This window comes from Bacillus sp. FSL E2-8868, assembly GCF_038005505.1.
Lineage (GTDB): Bacteria > Bacillota > Bacilli > Bacillales > Bacillaceae_G > Bacillus_A > Bacillus_A mycoides.
This window is the reverse complement of the sequence record NZ_JBBOTI010000001.1, coordinates 152,301-177,421: the sequence shown is the minus strand read 5'-3', so window position 1 is coordinate 177,421 and position 25,121 is coordinate 152,301. Positions and strand designations below refer to the sequence as shown.

Here is a 25,121-nt window from a genome sequence, read left to right as displayed (position 1 = left end):
CGTTTCCTATACATTTGTTTCCTGCATAGCAGCGAATTCATCCTCAGAAATAAGGACATCTCTCGGTTTCGTTCCTCTTCCTTCAGAAATAATCCCTTGCGACTCCATCTCTTCAATTAGACGTGCCGCGCGATTATAACCTATGCGGAATTTTCTCTGTACAGAAGATGTGGACGCTCCCCCTTGCTCTACAACAAATTGACATGCATCAAAAAATAGTTCATCTTCAGACTCACTCTGCTCTGATTTTGCTAATAAATCCTCTTGCTTAAATAAGTAGTTTGGCTTCATTTGCTTTTTCACATGATCAACTGTTCTTTCAATCTCATCATCTGATACGTATACACCTTGTACACGAACTGGTTTAGATGTGCCGTTTCCTAAAAATAGCATATCACCACGACCAAGTAACTTCTCCGCGCCCCCAATATCGATAATCGTACGCGAATCAACTTGAGATGATACTGTAAACGCAATACGCGTTGGAATGTTTGATTTAATTAAACCTGTAATAACGTCTACAGATGGACGCTGCGTCGCAACTAATAAGTGAATACCACAAGCACGCGCTTTTTGTGCAATACGACAAATCGCTTCCTCAACATCACCAGGAGCAACCATCATTAAGTCCGCTAACTCGTCAATGACAATTACAATATAAGGTAATGTCTCACCTGGGATTTCTCTACCACTTACAATCGTATTGTAACGAGTTAAATCACGAGCACCAGCATGAGCAAACAATTCATAACGACGTTCCATCTCTTCAACCGCCCACTTTAACGCAGCTGTAGCTGCTTTTACGTCAGTAATAACAGGTGCTACAAGATGTGGAACAGAATTGTATGGTGCAAGCTCAACCATCTTCGGATCAATTAGTATCAACTTCACTTCATGCGGCTTCGCTTTATATAAAATGCTCGTTAAAATCGCGTTAATGCACACACTTTTCCCTGAACCAGTTGCACCCGCAATAAGTCCATGTGGCATTTTTCGAATATCCGTTACAATTGGATCACCGGAAATATCAAGCCCCAGCGCAACTGTAAGCGGTGATTCACTCTTTGTAAATACAGGACTTCTTAAAATTTCACGCAGGAATACTGGCTTACTTTCCTTGTTTGGAACTTCAATTCCAATTGCACTCTTCCCTGGAATTGGCGCTTCAATTCGAATATCTTTCGCAGCTAAACTTAACTTAATATCATCACTTAAATTTGTAATTTTATTTACTTTCACACCTGGGTCTGGTTGTACTTCAAAACGAGTTACCGCCGGCCCTTGTGACACATTAATAACATGTGCTCCAACATGGAAATTATTAAATGTCGTATTTAATAATTCTTCCTGTTCTTCTAGCCACTCCGTATTATCTAATGCTGCCTGCTGTGGAATTGACAACAACGTTAATGGCGGAAGTTCATACTTCGGTGGCGCTTGTAGTACGTTGCGCATATCATTCTCTTTTTGATTTACAACATATGCTTTCTCTTGTACTTCCGTACTTGAAATTGACTCTTGTACTTGTCCAGCCACCACTACTTGTTGCATCGGTTTTTCTTCCACTTGCGGTTCCACTACCACTTGCTGCATCGGTTTTTCTTCCACTTGAGCTTCTACTACCACTTGCTGCACTGGACTTTCTTCCACTTGCGGGTCTACTACCACTTGCTGCACTGATTTTTCTTCCACTTGCGGGTCTACTACCATTTGCTGCATTGGCTTTTCTTCTGCTTGTGGTTCTACTACCACTTGCTGCATTGGCTTTTCTTCTGCTTGTGGTTCTACTACCACTTGCTGCATTGGCTTTTCTTCTGCTTGTGGTTCTACTACCACTTGCTGCATTGGCTTTTCTTCTGCTTGTGGTTCTACTACCACTTGCTGCATTGGCTTTTCTTCCACTCGTTCACTGACAGTTGATTGCATTACGTTCGTTCTTGCCGCATGTCTTTCCATTAATTTCTTTCTATCCTGCTTTAACATGACAACATTAAATGGGACATGACGTTTTTTCTCACGTTTCGGTTCTTCTATTTGTAAAGCAGGCTGTTCTTCAGCAACTTGCTTCTTTTCTTCCGCTTCTTCAACTAAAACGTTCGCAAAGTTTTGAACATCTTTCTTTGTTTGCTCATCCGTTTCTGAAACTGGTACGAATACTTCACTTTCTTCCTTGAACGTAATTGTTTCTTGTTGAGAAATCACTGGTTGCTCTGCAACTGGTGTATTTTCCACTAAATCTGTATTCATCGTTTCTTCAATTACTGTTTCTTGAGAAGTTGGTTCTTCTTCCTTAGTACCCTCTAACTCCGCAACTTCTTCTGTCGCTTCCTCAGCTTCCTCTAATTCCACAACTTCTTCTGTCGCTTCCTCAGATTTCTCTAATTCTACAACTTCTTCTGCTGCTTCCTCAGCTTCCTCTAATTCTGCAACTTCTTCTGTCGCTTCCTTAGTTTCTTCTAATTCCACAACTTCTTCTGTCACTTCCTCAGATTTCTCTAATTCCACAACTTCTTCTGCTGCTTCCTTAGTTTCTTCTAATTCCACAACTTCTTCTGTCGCTTCCTCAGTTTCTTCTAATTCCACAACTTCTTCTGTCGCTTCCTCAGGTTTCTCTAATTCCACAACTTCTTCTGCTGCTTCCTCAGATTTCTCTAATTCCACAACTTCTTCTGTCGCTTCCTTAGCTTCTTCTAACTCCACAACTTCTTCTGTCGCTTCCTCAGGTTCTTCTAATTCCACAACTTCTTCTGTCGCTTCCTCAGGTTTCTCTAATTCCACAACTTCTTCTGTCGCTTCCTCAGATTTCTCTAATTCCATAACTTCTTCTGTCGCTTCCTCAGATTTCTCTAATTCCACAACTTCTTCTGCTGCTTCCTCAGATTTCTCTAATTCCACAACTTCTTCTATCGCTTCCTCAGTTGCTTCTAATTCCACAACTTCTTCTGCTGCTTCCTCAGATTTCTCTAATTCCACAACTTCTTCTATCGCTTCCTCAGATTTCTCTAATTCCACAACTTCTTCTATCGCTTCCTCAGTTGCTTCTAATTCCACAACTTCTTCTGCTTCCTTAGCTTCTTCAAAAGCATCTGGTATTTCTATAGTAATTGTTTCTTCAAGCTTTTCATCTGCTTTTACAATCACTACATCTTCTAATGTTTCTTCTTCGACTTGATTTGCTGCAACTTCAGCAACAGTTTCTTCTATTTCTGTATTACATTCATTTTCTTCTGTTAATATCGAATACACATGCTCTACTTTAGAATCTATTGACTCTTCTTGTAAAGTTTCTTCGTTATCTTCTGTAGATGATAACGCCACTACATCTTGCTCCTGCTTCAAGGCTTGTACAATTGTAGCCTCTTCTTCCACATGCTGTCCTACTGTTTTATGAAGCAAATCATCACTTAGGCTTTCTTCTAATGAAGGGGCTTGACGTTCAACTTCGTAACCGTTTTTCTCTAACCATGTATCCACAACCGATTTTTCTTCTACTTTATTACTTCGTTCGTTCACTCCGTTCTTAACAGATGAACTTCCTTGTAGAACTCCCGAAAAGTCAGATAATGTATATCCCTTTTTCTCTAACCATGCGTCAACAACAGCTTTTCCTTCAACAGATATTTCAAGATCTTCTCTTACCTTTTCTTCCTCCTGCACAACCTTCGTTTCTACTGAAGGACGGTTATATCCATAAATCGGAGAAATCATTTCTGTTGGACGAAATGGTCTACGGTTACTTTCTTGCGACGGTACGAATGCTTTTTTTACGACAGGCTCTGGTTCCGGTTCATATTGCAATTCCGGTTCCTCATATGTAGGTGCTTCTGTTTCCACATACGGTCGTCTGCTTCTTTCCACTTTTATTCCTCTTTGAGTAGGCTGTTCTTCATATGCTCCTCTTTGAATAGGTTGTTCTTCAAAGTTAGGCAGTTCTCTTACATCCTCCTCATCGAAGCCATTATCTGGTATTAATGGAAAACGACATTTCCCTGCATTCCGACTTGCCATTTGTGCTTCTCTTGCTTCAGTGTAGTGGTTTACACGAGGAATTTTCGGCTGACTTTCAATTTGTGCCGGTACTTCTTTATTCATCACTGTTTTTTCTTCCTCTTTGTTAAACAGCTTTTTCATCCAATCTAACATGTTTACCACTCTTTCTACTAAATAGTAACATCCTTTATTGTATCAGCATTCGGCAAAAAGTGCAGGTAAAATTAAGCATATTAGTTTTATCCATAATATTCTAATTCACGATTGTTTTTCATATAGAAAAACGAGGTCTTACATGTAAGACCTCGTTTAATCTTTACCCTTCCGATATTCATCCACACTATCCGTTACACTTTGCAATAAAGAATTTACATACTGTGGGTCAGATAATTTTTTGTCTTCTTCAGGGTTTGACATAAATCCAAGTTCTAATAGTACTCCTGGAACTTTTGACCAATTTAATCCAGAAAGGTCATCCCGAAATTTAATTCCATTTACTTTCACTTGATAATTCTCTCTCATTTTATTTACTATCGTTTGAGAGATTTGAAGACTTTCAGCATAAATCTCTTTCGTATACGGACTTCCTTCTGCCGGTGTCAATACAGCAAATCCACTTTGATTTGGATTTTCAGAACCATCTGCGTGAAGGCGCAAAAATAAATTCGCTTTATGATCATTCGCGAATGTTGCTCGTTCCTTATTACTTATATCAACCTCATGTGACGTTCTCGTCATCAATACTTGTATACCTTTTGCTTCCAGTTTTTCTTTCAATATAAAAGCCATCTCTAATACAAGAACTGATTCCCTCTTTTTCGTTACAACTCCCGCTGTTCCGTCTGTTACTTTATATTTTTGCGTAGTTGCTCCTGGACCAATTGCCTCTAAATTTAAATTCGCTTTTTGTTGATGCCCTGGATCAATAACGACGAGAAACTTTTCTTGTTTTTCATTACTCTCTACTTTTTGTTCATTATTTTGCAGCGGTTGCTCAGTTGGCTGCAGCGGCGTAGTTTCCTCTTTCTTTTCCTCGGCCGGCACTTCCTCCTGCTTATGTTCCACTTGCTCATTCGTTTGAATTGCTTGCGGCTGTTCTTTCTTTTCTTGTTCTTCTTGCTGCTTTTCTACCGGTGCGTCTTCCTTATTATCTTTGTTTTTTTCTTGTATAGAAGATGTTGTTTCTTTTTTCGGCTCTTCTTGCGAACAACCTCCCATATATATTCCAATGACTGCAATAGCGCTCATTATTTTTATATACTTCATTTTTCTCTCCTATCACTTTGCACCGGTCTCAAAGTTTTTCTTATAATTGTTTTATAATTTCATCCATATTTCCAATATGAACGGGTTGCCACGTTTCTGTACCACGCTCTGCGGTATAGACTAGATAAGCATCATCAGCTACATTTACGAAAACAGGATCCCCCATATCCGTTTCATATCCGATAACAATCCATTCCTCTTTCCATTTTCCACTTTCTTCACTTATTAATGAATTTTTATGTTTATCATATCGATAACCGATTTGTCCTTTTTCTAATTCATTTTCGCTAAACACATATATTTCATAGGAACCTAGTTCGATATCTTGCTGTTTTGAAGTTTCAATTCGTTTCAGAAGTTCTGCAATTTTTGGTTGTTGTTTCATACGTCTACCCCCCTTCTTTTTTCTAAATTTTACCTAATCCATTTTTGAAATACAATATAGATTTTGAGAGGAAACGTTACAATGCTAGGAATTTCGCACAAAAAAATAGCCTCACATATGCGAGACTACTTTTTCTAACATCAATTAAAATTTAAATTCTTGTCCAACTTCAAAGCTATCTTCTAATACAAGAATACCTTTTTCTTCTGGAGCATCTGGAAGCTCTAACTCACGTGCAGAGCAAATCATTCCAGAAGAAGGAACACCGCGAAGTTCAGCTGGTTTAATTAACATACCACTTGGCATTACAGCACCGATTTTTGCAACAACAACTTTTTGTCCTGCATCAACGTTTGGTGCACCACATACGATTTGTAATGTTTCTGTACCGATTTCTACTGTACAAATGTTTAATTTATCAGCATTTGGATGCTTCTCTTTTTCAGCTACATAGCCTACAACAAATTTCGGCGTGAAATCAGCTTCTACTTTTTCTTCAAAGCCATTCTTCGCTAAAATTCCGTTAATTTTTTCAACAAACTCTTTCGTTAATGTAACGTTTCCGTTGTCTGTTACTTCTACATAAGAAGACGCATTAAAGATGTTGAATCCTGCTGTTACGTTGCTTTCACGATCGTATACGCGAGCAACATCTCCTTTACGGTCAAATGTACGGTTTTCTAAAGTAATATCTTGTAAGGTAACAATTAAAGTGTCACCAATTCCTTCAAGGTTGTAAAAAACGTTCACTTCGTTCATCCTTTCTCTTTTCCATCTGTCTTCTTCCGATTCTTCGCTAAAATAAAGATTGGTTCGAAGTCCCCATCTTCATATACGAATGAAAGTGATGTAATCGGAACATGCCCTTCGGCAAAAAATTTCATTGTCATTTGTGCAATAATATCATAACCGATTTCGTTGACGATATCAGCAATAATTAATACATCTTGGTGAGGAACTGCAACAACCATATCACCAGAGATCTTTTCACGCATCGAGTGTAGTAACGATTCGTTTAAAATACGACTCGCATCGTATCCATCATTTGTGTTTAAAAAGTAGAATGTATTACCTGCTACTGTCTCCTGCTTAAATTCATAGCCTAATGAGCGAGCATTAAATAATGCCATTTCACGTACTTGTTCCTCTGTAAGCGCTAATTTTTGCAATAAGCGCTCATCAATTAATCGATACGTTTTATTAGAATCTAGCGCATAGTAAATACGTGTTTCCGCCGTATGGTCCGTCATAATAAACGGATTTCCTTCTTCTGATTGTTTCGGGAAAGAAGTAGAGCGAATAACAGGTAAAATTTTCGCCGTGCTATTTTCTTCTTTATGCATTGCAATTAGCGCTTCTTGTACGTAATAAGCGACCTCTTCAATTGCTTTTTCTTTGTTCACTTCCCATTTTGCAACTACTCCTGGAAGTGATACGTTAATACCTTTTTTCGAGTCTGTTTGTTCAATACGAAGAACTTCTTTCTCGCTATCATAATGACAGTCCCATTCTGGTCGAGATAATTTCTTCATTAACTCGTCTTTCATCTTTTTACTTGTCATTTTCATCTCTTTTTCCTCCCTTCCAAAAAAATAACCTCCCCCGCGAAGGTAGAGGTTGTTTTTACAATTCAATTGGCTAATTGTCTTATTTTAAACCTTCAATAAACTCTTCGATTTGCTCTTGTGTTTTACGATCTTTATTTACATAGCGTCCAGTTTCTTCACCTTTATTGTACGCTACAAAGCTTGGAATGCCAAATACGTCTACTTTCACGCATAAATCAATAAATTCATCACGATCTACATAGTAAAATGAGAAATCACTATACTTCTCTTCTACTTCTGGCATAAATGGATCAACGAAACGGCAATCTGGGCACCATTCTGCTGAGAACATGAAGACTACATTCTCTTCATTTTTTAATTCTTGGAATTGTTCCATGCTTTCTAATGATTTCATCTATATTTCCTCCTCTAACGAGTGCACTTTTTCACACTATAATCTTTTCTTTATACTACCATACATCGCGCATGGTGCAAGGTTTATGCTTGCTTTTCATCATACTTATATTGCCCAACAAGTAACTTAACAACGTGTACAAATAATTCCGTTCGGTCGACATAATCATCTGTAAAAATACCGATAGCACCTTCGTGACTACGAATATCTTTTCGCTCTACAAACTCTTCCATCACTTCACTTAGCTCTTTTCCTTCTTCAAGCGGTGCTAAAAAATCGTCTGGTAACTTAATACGTGCCCCGCCCGCAACAAATGTTTTACCTTCAATCGTTGCTAAAGCACCCCAGTTACACATAAATAACCCATGCTCCGTTTTCATAACGCCGCCTTCTAGCCCAATGCCGATATGAGCTGCACCTTCCTGCAATGCTCTCTTCGCTCTATTTACTGCTCCTTGCATCGTCTCTTCATCTGAAAAAGGCTGATTTGCTACTCCTGATGGAACAGAAAGAGATGTAATTTCAGCATCTTCCCAAACCTTCTCCACAGCCCCAACCTTCGTCTTATTCTTCGATCCTACTACTACCTTCATTTCATTCACCTCTATATAAATTCATCATTCTATCCTAATACTAGCCTCGAACACCAAATCAGTCTTCATGACTGAGATTTATACCGTAGTGCGCCTGACCGCACACACGCATCTCTGTTTCACCTCTCCCACCTAAAAAAAGAAAAGGTTTTCCAAAAACAGCCTTCCTCTCTCTTCCTATCCAAGGTCTTAATACATCATTCGAACACCAACTAGGCACTGACCGCTCCCATTCATCGCTGGGTCATCTATTCAACCTAAAAAAAGAAGGGTTTTTCCCCCTTCCTCTTTACGCGTTATTCTTAATTGTCTCTAACGTCGTTTTGTCCGTCGCTCTCACAAGCTTCGTAATTAATTCCTTCGCTGCCGCATAATCATCAACATGTAAAATAGAAGCATGTGTATGAATGTAGCGTGCACAAACACCAATTACTGCTGATGGGATACCAGAGTTACTTGTATGCACACGGCCCGCATCTGTACCACCTTGTGAAATAAAGTATTGGTACGGAATGTTATGTGTTTCTGCTGTATCTAAAATGAATTCACGCATTCCTCTATGTGTTACCATTGTACGGTCATAAATACGAAGAAGAGCGCCTTTTCCTAATTGACCGAACTGCGTCTTATCACCAGATGCATCATTTGCTGGACTTGCATCAAGCGCATAGAAAATATCTGGTTGAATCATATTTGCAGCAGTTTGTGCTCCGCGAAGACCTACTTCTTCTTGTACAGTCGCACCAGAGTATAATGTGTTTGGTAATGTTTCATCTTTTAATTCCTTTAGCAATTCGATAGCAAGGCCACATCCATAGCGGTTGTCCCAAGCTTTCGCCATAATTTTCTTTTCATTTGCCATTGGCGTGAATGGGCAGATTGGAACGATTTGTTGCCCTGGCTTTATGCCAATTTCAATCGCATCTTCATAACTATCTGCACCTATATCAATTAACATATTTTTTATATCCATCGGTTTTGCACGTTGCGCATCACTTAATAAATGAGGAGGAATGGAACCAACAACCCCAATAACAGGACCATTCTTCGTCATAACTTGTACACGCTGAGCTAATAGTACTTGGCTCCACCAGCCACCTAACGTTTGAAAACGAAGCATCCCATTTTTCGTAATTTGCGTAACCATGAAACCTACTTCATCCATATGACCTGCTACAAGAACGCGCGGGCCAGTTTCGTCCCCTTTTTTCAGACCAAATACGCTACCTAAACCGTCTTGCACAATCTCATCAGCATATTTTCTTAATTCTTGCTTCATAAAACTGCGCACATCATGTTCAAAACCTGATGCACCTTGTAATTCTGTTAACGTACGAAATAATTGTAATGTCTCTTTATTCACGAAGTCCCCTTCTTTCAAACCTTAGTAGAATACCTCTTTTATTGTAACGAAATTTTCGAAATGTTTCTAGTTTCTTCTTTTTTAGTTGCATTTGCATTATAATTATTATTGGTACACTATTTTTATTTTACAGAATTGAGGTGAATATATGAGCTGGAAAGGTTTAGTCACAGGTCTTGGCGTTGGGTTCGCAGCTGGTTATTTCGTTGCAAACAAAGTACAAGAACAATCCCATATTTCTTCAGAAAAAGCATTGAAAATGGTGAAACAAGCATTAAGTCATAAAGGTGAAATTACTGGCTCTTGGGTACATATGGTTCCGGAGGCATTTGAAAAATATGATGTCGCGTACGAAGTTTATCGCGGCGGTCTTACAACGATGTTAGATGAAATACAAGAACGATTTGAATTTTTAGTTGATGCTAAAACAGGTACTGTTTTAGAGGTTATAGCAGCATAAAAAGAGGTTTCCCATTAGGTGAACCTCTTTTTTTTTAGAATTACCAACAAAAGCTGATAATAACAGCAATACATAATAAGTGGAGATTGTTCCAATAAATATTTTTGGACACCTTCCTCTTATTAATATTAAGCTTCTATATTTGTTTTTCTCTCTATCTTCTCCACTATATGCCCTTCCTCATTCCACTTTACTGCACGGTAATATGCATCATGATAAAAAGTAAACCACGCCTCTTTTTCAGCACCATACTTCATCCACTTTTGTTTATGTTCAATCGATGTCATTGGATAGTCATCGTATGCCATTACCCATAATACATTTTGATGTGCATGCGTCGGTAAAATGTCCGCTAAATGAAGCATCGTTTCACCCTGACTTTCAAGGACGACAACAGCATGTCCATCGCTATGACCACCCGTATGCACCATCTTTATTTCATCCGTAATTTCTACTTCTTGCCTGAACGTAACAATCTTATCAACGATTGGCTCCCAATTTTCCTTCCAATATGTATTACGCGATCTAACATTCGGATTTTTCATTTCATTCCATTCAGTCTCACTTACATAAATCGTTGCGTTCGGAAACGCCGGAACAAGGCGATTTCCCTCCCATTTTGTTAAACCAGATGCATGGTCAAAATGAAGATGCGTCATTAAGACGTAATGAATATCTTCATTATTCAGTCCCAATTTTTCTAAAGATTCCTTAACTGATGATTCTTCTGTTACACCTTGATTCCGCTTCATTTTCTCATTCAATTTACCATTCCCTATCCCTGAATCAATAAGCATGTTTCCTTCTTTCGTTTGTAAGAGTAACGGATCTGTTCGTAAATAAATATGATTTGTATCATTATGTTTATATTTTCGTGACCAAAGTACTTTTGGCACAACTCCAAACATCGCGCCTCCATCTAAATGTGTATTCCCACCTTTTAGCCACGTCACTTTTATATTTCCAATTTGTAACTGTTCCATATCCCATCCCCCTTTTCCATTTAATTTTAACATAATATTCCGATTATTTTTCATATAAAAAACCTATGCATTACTGCATAGGCTCCGTACGATATTTTGCTTCAACTCGATAAATACGATGACCTTTACTAGAAAATTTCTCTTCGTATTCTGTCATAATGTTTCCTTCATAATCACTATTATGAAGATCTAGGCTAAGGTAAGTTAATAACATACCATACTCAGCCATACTCATAATAGAATATTCAAATAAACCTTGGTTATCAGTTTTGAAATGAATTTCTCCGCCATCTACTAACACTTCTTCATAATTGCGTAAAAATGTTTTATACGTTAAACGACGCTTCGTATGACGATTCTTCGGCCATGGATCTGAGAAGTTTAAATAAACGCGGTCAATTTCACCTTTCGCAAAGAAAACTGTTAAATCTTCAGCATCTTTATTAATTAACTTTAAGTTCGGTACTTCTTCTTCAATTAATTTATCAAGTGCATCTACAACAACACTTGTGAATTTTTCAATTCCAATATAGTTAATATGCGGATTTGCTTTTGCCATATCATACATGAAGCGGCCACGTCCTGTACCTACTTCAATATGAATTGGCTTTTCATTTCCAAATATTTCTTTCCAGTTACCAGCGCTCTCCTCTGGGTTTCCAATTACGATATGTGAATACTCATTAATTCGATCCATTGCATAAGGCTTATGTCTTAAACGCATAGATGTCTCCCTCTCTTTACAAAACTATTTTAAAGGAAAAATTCCTTCTTTCTGTTTTAATCAATCTATCAAACAAAAAACCAAGTACGTACGAGCACTCGGTCCGTTTCTTTCAAGTATAAGATGTACCATTTTGATAAAAACTACATAAAGCATTAAACATTCCATGACGAAACAGCTTTTTCTCTTACATTTCTAGGGAGAGAAAAACACTCGAAAGGATGATCCGTTCATGCCAATTAATCAACAGCATCAATTAGAAGTGTTAAAAGATATTTTAATCAACCATCAAAGTGATTGCTGCGGGACAGTTTCTGAATGCGAGCAATTAGAGCGACTCATTCAATCGTTACTCGCAAACGATAGTATAAGTAGTGACACTAAAGTAATGCTAAACGATGTATATTCTTATAGTCAATCGGGTAAATCTTCCTCTAATTTGGACAACCATATTTCCAATAATCAAGAACAACTTACTCAGTGGATTGCTGGAATGGACAATTTTTCTTAAGTATTATTCTGAAGCAAGTAGTTGCTGTAAATATTGATGCCAATATTTAGCTTCTGCTTGCTGCTTTTTTGTTGTGTGCCATTGCATAGATAAAATCGTTTGTGCTATCACATACCATCTCATACGCCTAAGCAATGATTCATCTAGTTCAATCTCATAATATCCGAGCCACTCACTCCATTCATGGCGCGGAACATACCAATATAATAACATACCAAGATCTAAAGCTGGGTCAGCAATAACAGCCCCATCCCAATCAATTAAAAACAATTCATCTTCGTCCGACAATATCCAATTGTTATGGTTTACATCACAATGGCATACAACGAATTCATTGTACTCAATATCTTTTAATGACTCCGTTAAATATTGAAGACCTTGCTGAATTGTTTCATCAACTCTTATATCTCCTCTTAAAACGAGCTGTAATTGTTGTAATAACTCTTGCGCATGAAGCGGCTGCTTTCCTAGCCTTTGAATCATCTGCACAAGCGCTTTAGAGGAGTGTATTTTCTTCAAAAGTTTCGCAACACGTTCTAGTTTCATATCCTCTGGCTCTAACTTCTGTCCCGGAAGCCATTTTTGAGCAGAAATTACATCACCGTTCGTTACCCTTCTTGTCCAAAGTAATTTTGGAACAATTCCTTCTGCTGACAATACCGCTAAAAAGGGCGATGTATTCCGCTTTAAAAATAACTTTTGTTGTCCGTTTTGCGCAATATATGCATCGCCCGTTACTCCACCAGCCGGTATAAGACTCCACTCTTTTCCTAATAATTGTTCCAACCATTCCATATTCATTACCCGTTAACAAATCCTTATCTTTTATAGTTATGAAAAGAAAAACCGCAACATTTCTACACATGTTGTGGATTCATATATTTTACTGTATTTGAATGAAAAAACTTGGCATAAGCCGAAAACAGGATAAATCACCTGTTCTTCTAGTTTATTTTACAAAATCAATCATAGAATGACAACTTATGAAAATCGTCACCTTTGTCAATTCTACATTTATTACATTCTCATCGTCAAGTAGCGATTTGTCACATTATCGTCAATATATACGTGCTAATTGGAGCCAATTGAAGTTCCTTTCCTCTAAATGAAGAAATTGGCTCTATTTTCGCTTGCTTTTCGTTTACTAACACATGCCACGTTTCTTCTTTTGGAAGCTGCACCGTTTTAGCTTCCAAACCGCTATTAAATAAAACTACAATCTCTTTCCACGGTCCAAATAATTCTACATGCTCTAAGTAGTATGCCAGTACTTCTGTAGATGTTTGCAAAAAAGTCATATGCTTTTTTATAAGGTCTACATTTTGTAATCGGAATGCCCCATGCCCTTTGCGAATCGCAATTAACCCTTTTATATAGTTAACGGTCTCCATCTCTTTCTCTTTTTGATCCCAATCTAATTGATTAATTTCATCATTTGCATTATAGCTATTTTCGTTCCCTTGCTTCGTACGATAAAACTCTTGCCCCGCATGTAAGAAAGGAATCCCTTGTGAAAGAATAACCATTGCAGTTGCTAAACGATGACGCCTTTTCAAAATTTCTTCTGATTCTGGATTACTTTGCACTAGTTTATCCCACATCGTCATATTGTCATGACATTCTACATAGTTGATGCTTTGTACTGGCTCTAGGAACAATCCTGTTTCTTTCATACTTAAAAGGCTACCAGCTACTATATACTGCAAATGATTACAGTCTACATGCCCACCAAATGCAAAGCCACGTTTATTTATATTAAAAGTACTTCCTTTTATTCCATCACGAAATTGATCATTAAACTGTGCGATACATGGCATTTTATTCGCATTATTTAACGTCGCTTTCTCTTCAAGAGGAAGCGGTGTTTGCAAATCCCATCCTTCACCTAATAACAGCGCATCCTGCTTTATTTTTCGTACTTCTTTTTGTAATTCATTCATCGTTTCAACATCTAAAATTCCCATTAAATCAAATCGGAATCCATCAACATTGTATTCAGTAAGCCAATATAAAACAGATTCTATAATAAATTTCCTCATCATTTTCCGTTCAGATGCTATATCATTTCCAACTCCCGTCCCATTAGAAGGCATACCGTCTTCCCCATGACGAAAATAATATCCCGGGACAAGCTTCTCAAATGATGATAATTCTCTTTCATAAACATGATTGTATACAACATCTATAATCACTCGAATGTCGTGATCATGAAATGTTTCAATTAGTTGTTTACACTCTACTATCCTGTTATATGGATCAGAAAGGTTTGTAACATAAAATCCTGTTGGTATATTGTAATATAATGGATTATAGCCCCAATTATATGCGGAAGCAGGATTCACTTCATCTATACCACCAAAACAATGTAAAGGTAATAGTTCAACATGTGTAACGCCTAAATCTTTTATATGAGACAATCCTGTTAATGTCCCATTTCGCCCTACTGTCTCCTCTTCCATTAGCCCTTTATATGTTCCTTTCTTATTCACCCCACTGTTTGGGTGAATAGTAGCGTCACGAATATGCAGTTCATACAATATGGCATCTGTCATTGACTGTAATGGTGATAATTCTACTCGTTTTGTCACATTCGTTTTTTCCAAATCGATAACGACGCCGTATTTTCCATTTATCGTCGCAGACTTTGCATAAGGGTCAACCGCTTCGTTCCATATTAAATTAATACAAACAAGGAATGTATATCGTGCTCCATCATGATCACCTTGTAATGTATGAATCCACACTCCGTTTTCTTCTCTGTACATTTCATAATCAATATATTCTTTATCACTTTTATAAATCCGTACTTTCGCAAGCCTTGCAGTCGGAGCCCATACTTTAAATATTGTTTCTTCTTTTGTATACACAGCACCTAAGTCGGTACCTTCGTAATAATATTTTTCATCGAAAACTACTGTTCGAATCACAGCGCCTATTTGTAAATCTGTTTCTTCATTCCGTTCATCCCGTACTGTATAATACTTCCCCACATCTATCGGCTCTTCTATAAAACATTCATATTTCGTTGCATCTGGAAGAGCAATAGTATGAACAATCGGTAACTCTTTCACATTGCTTCCTTCTTGTAAACGAAATGTCCGGCTTGTTCCATACGCATGCGGGAGCAAAATTGTAATTTTATTCATTTCATCTAAATAGGCATCAAATGGACGTTTTACTTTCAACATAAAAAATCACCATCATTCTTAAAGTTAAAATGAAACGAGCTACAAGTGATAAGGGTTTTCTTATCAGCGAAGCTCTATACAGTAACACATTATTCCCTATAGTATATTCACCTGTATAAAAAACGTTTTCATACATTCTATTTTTGTAGTTTTATTTCAGTAATCGATTTATACTTCGGCGTTTCCTTAACGTGAGATTCATACAAAGTAATCGTATCTGCTTGAAATGATGTTACAGGTAACTCTTTTACATTTGTCAGATCAAACACTTTTTCTCCTACCCATTTACGCGCAACAGTAATATGTGGATGATAAGGACGTGTATCTAGAGAGAAGCCATTTTCTTCACAAATTGTATGCACTTGCTTTTGTAAACTAAACAAATCTTGATTATCACTTATCCCCGCCCAAAATATACGCGGCTGGTCCACCTGTCCGAATGTAGAAAGTCCTTGTAACGTGAACGATAATTCCGTTTTTTCTGTAAGTGTTTGTAATCCATTCTTTATTCCTTCTAACTGTTCCTGCGCCGCACTTCCTAAAAATGAAAGGGTAATATGATAGTCTTCTTCATATACCCACGAGCGAAATGGTAATTCATCCTTCATTTCCTCTTTATAATTAGAAAGAATTTCTTTTATATGACGTGGTAAAGTTACTGCGACAAAATAATGCGGCACCATCTACATCGTCTCCTTTATGTTATTGTTGCTTTTCTTCCTTATCTCATTCAGCTAAAAAGAATCCGCCCTCTAAAGTAGAGAGCGGTCATTATTTAAATATCTTTTATTTCGCTAATTCATGAATTGCTTGAGCGTAAATCGCTGTCGCTTTTAATAAATCTTCAATTTCAATGTACTCGTCTTTTTGATGCGCAAGTTCTTCTTTTCCTGGGAATAACGGGCCAAATGCAACGCCAGCTTTCAATGAACGAGCATAAGTACCACCGCCAATTGCTAACAATTCAGCTTTTTCACCAGTTTGTTCTTCATATACACGTTGCAAAGTACGAATTAACGTATGATCTTTGTCAACGTGATGCGGGCGAGAGTTAGAATAATCCGCTACTTCAAATCCATGAGTACCAACATATTCTTTTAACTTTGCAATCGTTTCTTCAAAGTTAGTTGTAACTGGATAGCGTACATTTAATCCTAAATTACCACCGTTTTCTTGCGAGTAAGACAAGCGACCAACATTCACTGTTAACGGCCCGCTAATATCGTCTTTATAAGAAATACCAGCTTTTTCTCCAATAATATCACCTGTAAATGTTTCTGTTACAAACGAGGCAAATGAAGCCCCTTTTCCATCAAGAGAAACTTTCGTTAAGAAGTTTACCAATAATAAACCTGCATTTTCTCCCTTTTCCGGAGTAGATCCGTGAGCTGAAATCCCTTTGATTTGCAACGTCACCGTCTTTCCTTCTACAATTGCTTTACCTATTTTTTTAGCAGTTTGTAAATACTCTTCATATGCTACTGTAAGTGTATTTACATCTTCTCCTGTAATAACTGCTTCTGCAAAATCAGGAACCATATTTAAACGACGACCTGACTCAAATGAAATAAGCTTAAATGTGCCTTCTTTCTCTTCACCACCACTTTGCACAACTTGTATGTCAGAAATTCCTTTTTCCGCATTAATAATCGGAAAATCTGCATCCGGCGCAAAACCGATTGTTGGCATTTCTTCATTTTTAAAATAATGATCTACACACTTCCAATTACTTTCCTCATCTGTTCCTAAAATCATACGAACACGTTTTGAAAGAGGTAAGCCCAATTCTTTAACGATTTTCATCGCATAATAAGCTGCCATCGTCGGCCCTTTATCATCAATTGCACCACGTGCAAAAATCTTTCCATCGCGAATATCCGCACTATACGCAGGAGTTGTCCAGCCGTCTCCTTCTGGTACAACATCAACGTGACAAAGAATACCTACTAACTCTTCTCCTTGTCCCATTTCAAGATGACCTGCATATCCTTCTAAATTTTTAGAAGTGAAACCTTCTGCTTCTCCTTTATGTAACATGAAAGATAAAGCTTCTTCTACACCTTCACCGAATGGTGCGCCCTCTTTCGCAGATTCTTCTTCCCATACACTTTTAATTTGTAAAAATTTTTGTGTATCACGAATTAAATCATCTTTTCGTTTTGTAACTTCTTCTGTCCAATTAATCGTTGACATCACGCATCCATCCTTCACTATATTGTCTCTTTCATCATAGCAAACGAAAATCTCTTATGCCATACATGAAAATCTAATGACGAACAATTGTAATATTTCAGATATTTCTTATTAGTTTTTCTTTTATTTTCTCAAAAAAATTTGCAGGAATTTGGCGTTTTACGTAGAAATTTATGAGTTAGTTGACTGACCAAATATATAATGTCAACTACCAATATTTTTCTATATGAATATTTGTTAAACTTTTGTAAAATTTAAGTAGATTAAAGCATGAATTTTATCATGTAGAGTACAATGGTAGTAACGACCTTCTTTCCTGAATGGGGTCAAAAAAACTAGTAGAGGAGCGGTTTTCTCTTGAAACCTACAACTACTCGTATGCTAACACGCATTAAATCGATTTATATGTACATCAATGAAAACGGTACGGTAACAACGAAAGACCTTGTAGATGAGTTCGGGATCACACCGCGAACAATACAACGTGATCTAAATGTGTTGCAGTTTAATGAACTCGTGTATAGCCCTTGCCGCGGCAAGTGGACAACGACAGGAAAGAAAGTGAGAATGACCTCATAATAAAAAATAATTGTATGTAAATAAATACATACCCCTTTCTAACTCATTAGAAAGGGGTCTTTTCTATGCTCTGAAATTGGCGTTACTTTTCGTTATCTACTTGATACGTCTTTAACATTTCTACTTCTTCATCTGTTAATTCACGATATTGCCCAAGTTCTAACTCTTCATCTAACATTAAAGGTCCCATCTCTGTTCTCTTTAAATAAACTACTTTTTTCCCTACCGCTTCAAACATACGCTTCACTTGATGGAATTTTCCTTCTGTAATAACGAGTTCAATCTCAGAAATATCATCACTTTTTAAAATTGTAAGTTCGCCTGGCTTCGTTTCATAGCCATCTTCTAAAATAACACCTTTAGCGAATTCTATTACATCCTCTTCCGTTACAACACCTGAAATGTGTGCATAATATTTTTTCGGCACATGCTTTTTCGGAGATAATAGTTGATGCGTTAACTTCCCATCATTTGTGATTAATAAGAAACCTTCTGTATCAATATCGAGCCTTCCAACAGGGAATGGATCGAAAATCGCATCTTCTAATTCTAATAAATCTATTACTGTTTCGTGGTTATCATCTTCTGTCGCTGAAATAACACCTTGTGGTTTATGCATCATTAAATAAACAAACTCTTTATATTCCACAACTTCACCGTGAATCATAACCTCTTGCTCTTCTACATTCACATGAAACTTCGCATCTTTCACTGGCGTTCCATCAATCTTCACAACGCCGTCTTTCAGTAATTTCTTTACTTCTTTTCTACTTCCGTGTCCCATATTCGCTAATAATTTATCTAATCTCATGTTCTTCACCTTCTTTATTTATCATAGAAAAGGGGACGTATTTACGCCCCTTTTGATTTCAACTTTATTTTGAATCTACTACCAAGTTTACGCTGGATTTTCTCTAAAGCTTCTCCGCCAAATACTCTTTCTAGTACTCCTGTGCGAATCGCTAACAATCCGTAAACAAGACCACCAATACCTGCACAAATCGCAACTGTAATAAGAGCACCAATACGGCCATCAGGCGAAATCATGAAGGATAGAAGCCATTGTGATAGTTTTACAGCAATAACCATTACAAGTGTTAAGACTGCAATTTGGAATGTTCTCTTATATACAACACCAAATGAATAGTGTGCGTGTTTTTTAATTTGTCTATTCGTATACCATACGGAAGCTAAGAAGCCGACTGCAGTAGCCAAAATCGCCCCAACTGTACCGAAATAACGAATAAAGATTACGTTACATGCAAATTTCAAAATAACACCCATCACAAGCGCAACAATCGCATGTTTCTGCTGGTTAATCCCTTGCAGAATTGCTGCTGTTACTGTGAATAAAGCGAATAACAATGCAACTGGCGCATACCACATTAATACTTGTCCACCTAGTGGGTCTGAATCGTAGAAAGCAGTGTAAATCGGATATGCAAGTGTAGAAATACCTACAACTGCTGGCAATGTTAAAAACATATTCGCCTGGAATGTTTGTGTAATTTGTAATTTCAAATAACGGTATTGCTTTTCAGTAAACGACTTTGTAATCGCTGGCACGAGCGTTAAACTAAACGCTGTTGCAAGTGATACTGGAATCATAATTAATTTATGCGTCCACATCGTGAAAATACCGAGTGCTCGCTCTGCGATATCTCCTTGACCAATCGCCTGCATAATAGAGTTAAATGTCAATGTATCAATTTGTTGATATAAAGGAATTGTTAATCCAATTACAACGTAAGGGATTGCATATGCAAACAACTCTTTAAACAATTGAGCGGTACTTACCGTCGATTCTGGTACAGTTTGCTCAATTAAATATTGATCCAAATATTTTTTACGTTTTAACCAGTACCAAATTAATACGCCAAGTGCTCCAACTGCTGAAACGAACGCAGCGAATGTCGCAACCCCAACTGCCGTTGCTACTGTACCGCCAAGTACTTTAATAACGATGAAACTACCCGCTAATAAAAAGACGATACGAATAATTTGCTCAATAATTTGTGAAACCGTAGTCGGTCCCATCGATTGGTGGCCTTGGAAATAACCACGAATCAAACTTGCTGCCGGCACAACAATAAGCGCAAAACTTACGAGGCGAATAATCGTCGTAACTTCTTCTACCTTATTTTGTAAACTTTGTTTACCAAGCATTGCTTCTGCAAATAATGGTGCGGTCATGTACAGTACTAAGAAGGAAAGAACTCCTGTTACTATCATCATAACCATTCCCGAGCGGAACATTCTCCGGCTCGTTTTATAATCTCCAAGTGCATTATATTTGGAAACAAACTTAGAAACAGCAAGCGGCACTCCTGCCGTTGCGATACTTAAAAATATCGTATATGGAATGTATCCATATGTATAGAGCGTTCCGCCTTCTGTGCCTACTAATGCATGAAACGGAAAAACGTAAATCATGCCTAAGAACTTTACTAAAAATGTCCCTAACGTCACAATAAGCGTTCCGCGCAGAAATTTTGAATCGGACATACGAAAATCCTCCTACATCTACATAAAGTGAAACTATAATTAGTGGGAGACTCCCCTCCTACTAATCATTCGAGCATTTACGGACCTTTTTAACTCCCTCTTTACTTCTCATAAATCTTAAGATAGTAGTCTTATTGCCCATAAATAGCAGGATAATGCTGAACTCTAACTTTTGTATTGTACCACAATTCTCCTCTTAAGCAGTACTTCACTCTATTTTTCTTTTAAGGGAAAACATGCTATTCTTTTAGGCAGGAAATGTAGAAAATGAGGTCGATATATTATGCATTATGATGTTATTGTCATCGGCGGCGGTCCTTCAGGGCTAATGGCTGCAATCGGTGCTGCTGAAGAAGGCGCAAGCGTCTTACTTCTTGATAAAGGAAATAAACTAGGACGTAAACTTGCGATTTCTGGTGGTGGTCGTTGTAACGTAACGAACCGTCTACCACTTGATGAAATCGTTAAACATATACCTGGAAATGGTCGCTTCTTATACAGTGCTTTTTCTATTTTCAGTAATGAAGATATTATTACATTCTTCGAAAATCTCGGTGTACAACTGAAAGAAGAGGATCATGGCCGCATGTTCCCAGTATCAAATAAAGCGCAATCTGTTGTAGATGCACTGTTAACACGATTAAAAGACTTAGGTGTGAAAATACGTACGAATACGCCTGTCGAAACGATTGAGTATGAAAACGGTCAAACGAAGGCTGTTATTCTGCAAACAGGTGAAGTGTTAGAAACGAATCACGTCGTTATCGCTGTTGGCGGAAAATCTGTTCCTCAAACTGGTTCTACTGGAGACGGATACGCTTGGGCTGAAAAAGCTGGGCATACAATTACAGAACTTTTCCCAACAGAAGTACCAATTCTTTCAAACGAACCGTTTATTCGTGACCGCACATTACAAGGTCTTGCTTTACGAGATGTAAACTTAAGTGTATTAAACCCGAAAGGAAAAGTTATCATTTCTCATAAAATGGACATGCTTTTCACTCACTTCGGCCTATCTGGTCCTGCTGCTCTTCGCTGTAGCCAATTCGTTGTGAAAGCGATGAAAAAGTTTAAAACGAACACAGTGCACATGAGTATCGATGCATTGCCAGAAGAAAATAGTGAGCAACTGTTCCAGCGCATGCTGAAACAAATGAAAGAAGATCCGAAAAAAGGAATTAAAAACGTTTTAAAAGGCTATGTTCCTGAACGTTACTTCCTATTCTTATTAGAAAAAAATGAAATTGACGGTAGCGAACAAGCTGGACAAGTTTCTCATGAGAAGATTCGCGCACTTGTGAAAGACTTTAAAGAATTTACCGTCCATGTAAATGGTACGCAGTCAATTGAAAAAGCATTCGTTACTGGCGGAGGGGTATCCGTTAAAGAAATTAACCCGAAAGAAATGGCTTCGAAATTCACGAATGGTTTATACTTCTGCGGAGAAGTTCTTGATATTCACGGTTATACTGGCGGCTATAACATTACATCTGCCCTTGTTACTGGCCGAATTGCCGGAACAACAGCAGGACAAAATGCGAAAATGCAATACTAAAAAAGAAACAGGGACTCCTGTTTCTTTTTTTAGTATGTTGAAATAGCAAAGCAGTACACGAAATTATATTGGCGATACTTTAAATATATCGACCGTTTCTTCAAAAATATCCCTTCCTCCTAACTTCCCATTTCTTTTTTGTTGCTTTATATACCTTAGTACCTTTATATTTTATATTGTTGAATATTCGAAAAAGGGTAAGGGGAAAACAAATGAGAAAAAAAGTCATGATGTCTTTAATGCTAATGACGTTTCTTTCTGCGGTAGAAGGAACGATTGTTAGTACAGCGATCCCTCGTATAACGAGTGATTTGTCAGGTGTCGAACTTGTTAGTTGGGTATATGCAATCTATATGCTTGCAACAGCTGTTTCGACTCCAATATACGGAAAGCTAGCTGATTTATTCGGCCGTAAAAAAGTTCTGCTCATCGGAGCAACAATCTTCTTAATCGGTTCTGCACTTTGCGGAGTCGTTACATCAATGGAACAATTAATCTTCTTTCGTGCTCTTCAAGGTATAGGGGCTGGTGCCGTTATGCCAATCACAATGACGATTATTGGAGATCTATATAGCGAAGCTAAAGACCGCGCGAAAGCACAAGGCTGGATGAGTGCCGTTTGGGGTGTATCTGGTGTTATTGGGCCGTTAGTAGGTGGATTTTTAGTTGATTCTCTTTCTTGGCGCTATATTTTCTTCTTAAACGTTCCTTTTGGAATTATCGCTTGCTTAATGTTTGCCACTTCTTATAAGGAATCTGTTAAGTCCGCCGCTAAGCAACATATCGACTATCTTGGTGCGACAGTTTTCTCATTAAGTACAATTGCTTTACTATACGCATTATTAACAGGTAGCAGTAAGCAAAACTGGGGAGACATTTCAATTATCGGCCTATTAATCTTTGCCGCTGTTTCATTCATTATTTTCTTATACATCGAGAAAAAGTCTCCGGAGCCATTAATTCCGCTAGCACTTTTCTCTAACCGTACATTATCTACAATAAACATACTAACACTTATTGCTGGCGCAATGATTATTAGTATTACAGTGTATCTTCCAATTTGGAGCCAAGGTGTTTTAGGAAAAAATGCGACAGAGGCTGGACTCATTTTAATGCCGATTCCTGTTATGTGGACATTCGGTGCTATCTTCTCCGGTAACTTAGTTGGCAAGTTACAAACGAAACAAATTATTTTACTTGGAGCTAGCATTTTATCAGTTGCTACTTTCTTATTATTTACATTATCAACAGATTCACCATCATTCCTTATTTATGTTGCAGTCGGATTATTCGGCTTAGGAATGGGGCTTGTTACACCAATTTACATGGTAACAATTCAAGCAGCTGTACCGGCGAATACGCGCGGAACGGCAGTTGGTTTAAATACATTTATTAATACATTTAGTCAAACACTAGGAGCTGCAATCTTCGGAACGATCTTCAATACGATGATTCATGCACGTGGCATTAAAAACCTTGATCTTGTTTCTTCTGGCGGACATGGAGGGGCTACAGCAAACGTAGCAACCGAGTCACAATCCGCATTAGCATCAAGTGTACACGTCATTTATATGAGCACTTTCGTATTAGCGGTATTCACATTAATTATCGCTTGGATCCTATTAAAGCCAGCTAAACAAACAAGTGAACAATAAAAAAAGGATGACCATTTTGGTCATCCTTTTTGCATAAAATCTACTCTTCATTCTCCACAATATGTTTAAGCACGGACAATTTATTATCCCAAAATCGTTCATAGTACGAGAGCCACTGCTGTAATTCCTCTAATGGTTCTGGATGCAAACGATATATCTTCTCTCTTCCGCTCTTTCTTCCACTCACTAAATTCGCTTCTGAAAGAATATGAAGGTGCTTTACAACTGCAGTACGGCTCATCGGAAAATGATCCGTTATTTTTGAAATTGGTAACTCTTTATCACTTAATAACCGTAACACTTCTCGGCGGGTTGGATCAGCAATTGCTTGAAACACATCATATTTCGCTGCTGATGAGGACATTTAACCTTCGACAACCTTTTTCAGTTTTTCATTTACAATCGCTACCCAGCCACCATTCATTCTATCGCGAATAATAGAGCTCTTCGCATTCGCTTTCGGAAGGATTTCATCAGGATGTTTCCAGCCGCCGTGAATTAACGTAAATTCTGTTTTATTATCTCCTAGGTCTTTCAAATTAAATGAAACAACCCAGCCATCTGTGTCCCATGAGAAAGATAAATAATTCGGCTCATCAATCTCTAACACTTTACATGGTGATGGTCCGAAAGGTGATTGCACATGAAACTCATGTCCTACCGCCAATTCGAAATCATTTGGCATAAACCATGACGCAATTCCTTCTGCAGTCGATACTACATTCCATACTTTTTGAATAGGCGCGTTAAAAACGATTGTTTGTTTAATATCATTTAATGTATTTTGTTGTTCCATTTTATATCTCCTTTATTCGGCATTAAAATATAACACCTTTTAGTTTCGTATTAACAATATAACACCTTTTGGTTTCATGTCAAGAAAGACTCTTTTTCACTGTTGAGAAATTCTCAACATTTTTTCAACAGGACAAACACCCTCTCACCATTCCTTCATAATATACTCACAAAGGCAATGAAAAATAGAAAATTCCCTCAATACGAAACTCTATCACTCCTATTGAGAGAAGCGCCTAACTTATCTCATCTGTACTTCGTCTCTCCTCCTTCCCTCGGGGACAATGCGCGAGATATGTAAAAATCAGAAGGAGTATGCCCGCCATTTGGGTAGGTAGTTATTTCTCTTCTCCTCAACATTTCCTTAGGAGCGAAATGACTACCTCCCCACTTTTTTAAACAAAATAAAAAGGA

At 37.7% G+C, this 25,121-nt stretch carries 23 protein-coding genes; 5 read left to right on the top strand and 18 right to left on the bottom strand.

Annotated features, from left to right (window positions below; translation table 11 throughout):
- Positions 1 to 6: 6 nt before the first annotated feature.
- The 8 genes from NSS74_RS00995 to NSS74_RS00960 all read right to left on the bottom strand — a co-directional run bounded on the left by NSS74_RS00995 (position 7) and on the right by NSS74_RS00960 (position 9,559).
- The gene (locus tag NSS74_RS00995; RefSeq protein ID WP_340813112.1) at positions 7 to 4,143 is read right to left on the bottom strand and encodes a DNA translocase FtsK; all 4,137 of its coding nucleotides are present in this window, start codon (positions 4,141 to 4,143) and stop codon (positions 7 to 9) included.
- 156 nt (positions 4,144 to 4,299) lie between these two features.
- Positions 4,300 to 5,256 (bottom strand): N-acetylmuramoyl-L-alanine amidase, encoded by a 957-nt coding sequence (locus tag NSS74_RS00990; RefSeq protein WP_340813110.1) that lies wholly within the window; start codon positions 5,254 to 5,256, stop codon positions 4,300 to 4,302.
- 40 nt (positions 5,257 to 5,296) lie between these two features.
- Positions 5,297 to 5,641: a hypothetical protein gene (locus tag NSS74_RS00985; protein ID WP_002015616.1), complete on the bottom strand. Its 345-nt coding sequence runs from the start codon at positions 5,639 to 5,641 to the stop codon at positions 5,297 to 5,299.
- Positions 5,642 to 5,785: 144 nt separating this feature from the next.
- A complete protein-coding gene (ytpR, locus tag NSS74_RS00980; RefSeq protein WP_002089041.1) occupies positions 5,786 to 6,400 on the bottom strand; it encodes a YtpR family tRNA-binding protein in 615 nt (204 codons plus the stop codon).
- Entirely contained in the window at positions 6,397 to 7,209 is an 813-nt protein-coding gene (locus NSS74_RS00975; protein WP_002034376.1) for a DUF1444 domain-containing protein, read from the bottom strand. Before NSS74_RS00975 ends, ytpR begins: the two co-directional genes overlap by 4 nt.
- A gap of 79 nt (positions 7,210 to 7,288) precedes the next feature.
- Positions 7,289 to 7,603, bottom strand: a complete 315-nt coding sequence (locus NSS74_RS00970) for a thioredoxin family protein (RefSeq protein WP_002015619.1) — start codon at positions 7,601 to 7,603, stop codon at positions 7,289 to 7,291.
- 83 nt (positions 7,604 to 7,686) lie between these two features.
- Positions 7,687 to 8,196, bottom strand: coding sequence for a DUF84 family protein (locus tag NSS74_RS00965; RefSeq protein WP_002089045.1), 510 nt, complete (start codon positions 8,194 to 8,196; stop codon positions 7,687 to 7,689).
- Positions 8,197 to 8,485: 289 nt separating this feature from the next.
- Positions 8,486 to 9,559 (bottom strand): M42 family metallopeptidase, encoded by a 1,074-nt coding sequence (locus NSS74_RS00960; RefSeq protein WP_002143439.1) that lies wholly within the window; start codon positions 9,557 to 9,559, stop codon positions 8,486 to 8,488.
- Positions 9,560 to 9,707: 148 nt separating this feature from the next.
- Between NSS74_RS00960 and NSS74_RS00955 the strand changes: the two genes are divergently transcribed.
- Positions 9,708 to 10,019 (top strand): PepSY domain-containing protein, encoded by a 312-nt coding sequence (locus NSS74_RS00955; RefSeq protein ID WP_002015622.1) that lies wholly within the window; start codon positions 9,708 to 9,710, stop codon positions 10,017 to 10,019.
- A gap of 128 nt (positions 10,020 to 10,147) precedes the next feature.
- Here the strand turns inward: NSS74_RS00955 and NSS74_RS00950 are convergent, their stop codons facing one another.
- On the bottom strand, positions 10,148 to 11,002 hold the full coding sequence (locus NSS74_RS00950) for a YtnP family quorum-quenching lactonase (protein ID WP_033709506.1): 855 nt from the start codon (positions 11,000 to 11,002) through the stop codon (positions 10,148 to 10,150).
- 70 nt (positions 11,003 to 11,072) lie between these two features.
- Positions 11,073 to 11,726 carry a tRNA (guanosine(46)-N7)-methyltransferase TrmB gene (gene trmB / locus NSS74_RS00945; protein ID WP_002034380.1) on the bottom strand — a complete coding sequence of 218 codons (654 nt, stop codon included), beginning with the start codon at positions 11,724 to 11,726 and terminating at the stop codon, positions 11,073 to 11,075.
- Between the two features lie 232 nt (positions 11,727 to 11,958).
- Between trmB and NSS74_RS00940 the strand changes: the two genes are divergently transcribed.
- Complete coding sequence (locus NSS74_RS00940; protein WP_002015625.1) at positions 11,959 to 12,237, top strand: YtzH-like family protein; 279 nt, start codon at positions 11,959 to 11,961, stop codon at positions 12,235 to 12,237.
- A 3-nt stretch (positions 12,238 to 12,240) separates the two neighbouring features.
- Here the strand turns inward: NSS74_RS00940 and NSS74_RS00935 are convergent, their stop codons facing one another.
- From NSS74_RS00935 to pepV, 4 genes are all read right to left on the bottom strand, one after another.
- The gene (locus tag NSS74_RS00935) at positions 12,241 to 13,038 is read right to left on the bottom strand and encodes a phosphotransferase family protein (protein ID WP_002034382.1); all 798 of its coding nucleotides are present in this window, start codon (positions 13,036 to 13,038) and stop codon (positions 12,241 to 12,243) included.
- 245 nt (positions 13,039 to 13,283) lie between these two features.
- Positions 13,284 to 15,425 carry a type I pullulanase gene (gene pulA, locus NSS74_RS00930; RefSeq protein WP_242489421.1) on the bottom strand — a complete coding sequence of 714 codons (2,142 nt, stop codon included), beginning with the start codon at positions 15,423 to 15,425 and terminating at the stop codon, positions 13,284 to 13,286.
- A 137-nt stretch (positions 15,426 to 15,562) separates the two neighbouring features.
- Entirely contained in the window at positions 15,563 to 16,108 is a 546-nt protein-coding gene (gene thpR, locus NSS74_RS00925; protein ID WP_016102938.1) for an RNA 2',3'-cyclic phosphodiesterase, read from the bottom strand.
- A 103-nt stretch (positions 16,109 to 16,211) separates the two neighbouring features.
- Entirely contained in the window at positions 16,212 to 17,618 is a 1,407-nt protein-coding gene (gene pepV, locus NSS74_RS00920) for a dipeptidase PepV (RefSeq protein ID WP_002143444.1), read from the bottom strand.
- A 357-nt stretch (positions 17,619 to 17,975) separates the two neighbouring features.
- On the opposite strand from pepV, the gene NSS74_RS00915 reads away from it, so the two are divergent.
- Positions 17,976 to 18,197 (top strand): DeoR family transcriptional regulator, encoded by a 222-nt coding sequence (locus NSS74_RS00915; RefSeq protein WP_000805512.1) that lies wholly within the window; start codon positions 17,976 to 17,978, stop codon positions 18,195 to 18,197.
- Positions 18,198 to 18,279: 82 nt separating this feature from the next.
- Here NSS74_RS00915 and NSS74_RS00910 read toward each other — a convergent pair whose 3' ends face one another.
- The gene (locus NSS74_RS00910) at positions 18,280 to 19,008 is read right to left on the bottom strand and encodes a pseudouridine synthase (protein ID WP_002034388.1); all 729 of its coding nucleotides are present in this window, start codon (positions 19,006 to 19,008) and stop codon (positions 18,280 to 18,282) included.
- Between the two features lie 41 nt (positions 19,009 to 19,049).
- Positions 19,050 to 20,702 carry a putative polysaccharide biosynthesis protein gene (locus NSS74_RS00905; RefSeq protein ID WP_002034389.1) on the bottom strand — a complete coding sequence of 551 codons (1,653 nt, stop codon included), beginning with the start codon at positions 20,700 to 20,702 and terminating at the stop codon, positions 19,050 to 19,052.
- A 283-nt stretch (positions 20,703 to 20,985) separates the two neighbouring features.
- Here NSS74_RS00905 and NSS74_RS00900 point away from each other — a divergent pair, with 283 nt between their 5' ends.
- Both NSS74_RS00900 and NSS74_RS00895 read left to right on the top strand, forming a co-directional pair.
- Positions 20,986 to 22,257: a BaiN/RdsA family NAD(P)/FAD-dependent oxidoreductase gene (locus NSS74_RS00900; RefSeq protein WP_002034390.1), complete on the top strand. Its 1,272-nt coding sequence runs from the start codon at positions 20,986 to 20,988 to the stop codon at positions 22,255 to 22,257.
- Positions 22,258 to 22,469: 212 nt separating this feature from the next.
- Positions 22,470 to 23,912 carry an MDR family MFS transporter gene (locus tag NSS74_RS00895; RefSeq protein WP_002143445.1) on the top strand — a complete coding sequence of 481 codons (1,443 nt, stop codon included), beginning with the start codon at positions 22,470 to 22,472 and terminating at the stop codon, positions 23,910 to 23,912.
- Between the two features lie 40 nt (positions 23,913 to 23,952).
- Here NSS74_RS00895 and NSS74_RS00890 read toward each other — a convergent pair whose 3' ends face one another.
- Complete coding sequence (locus tag NSS74_RS00890) at positions 23,953 to 24,276, bottom strand: ArsR/SmtB family transcription factor (protein WP_002015665.1); 324 nt, start codon at positions 24,274 to 24,276, stop codon at positions 23,953 to 23,955.
- Positions 24,277 to 24,708, bottom strand: a complete 432-nt coding sequence (locus NSS74_RS00885; protein WP_002015664.1) for an SRPBCC family protein — start codon at positions 24,706 to 24,708, stop codon at positions 24,277 to 24,279.
- Positions 24,709 to 25,121 lie beyond the last annotated feature (413 nt).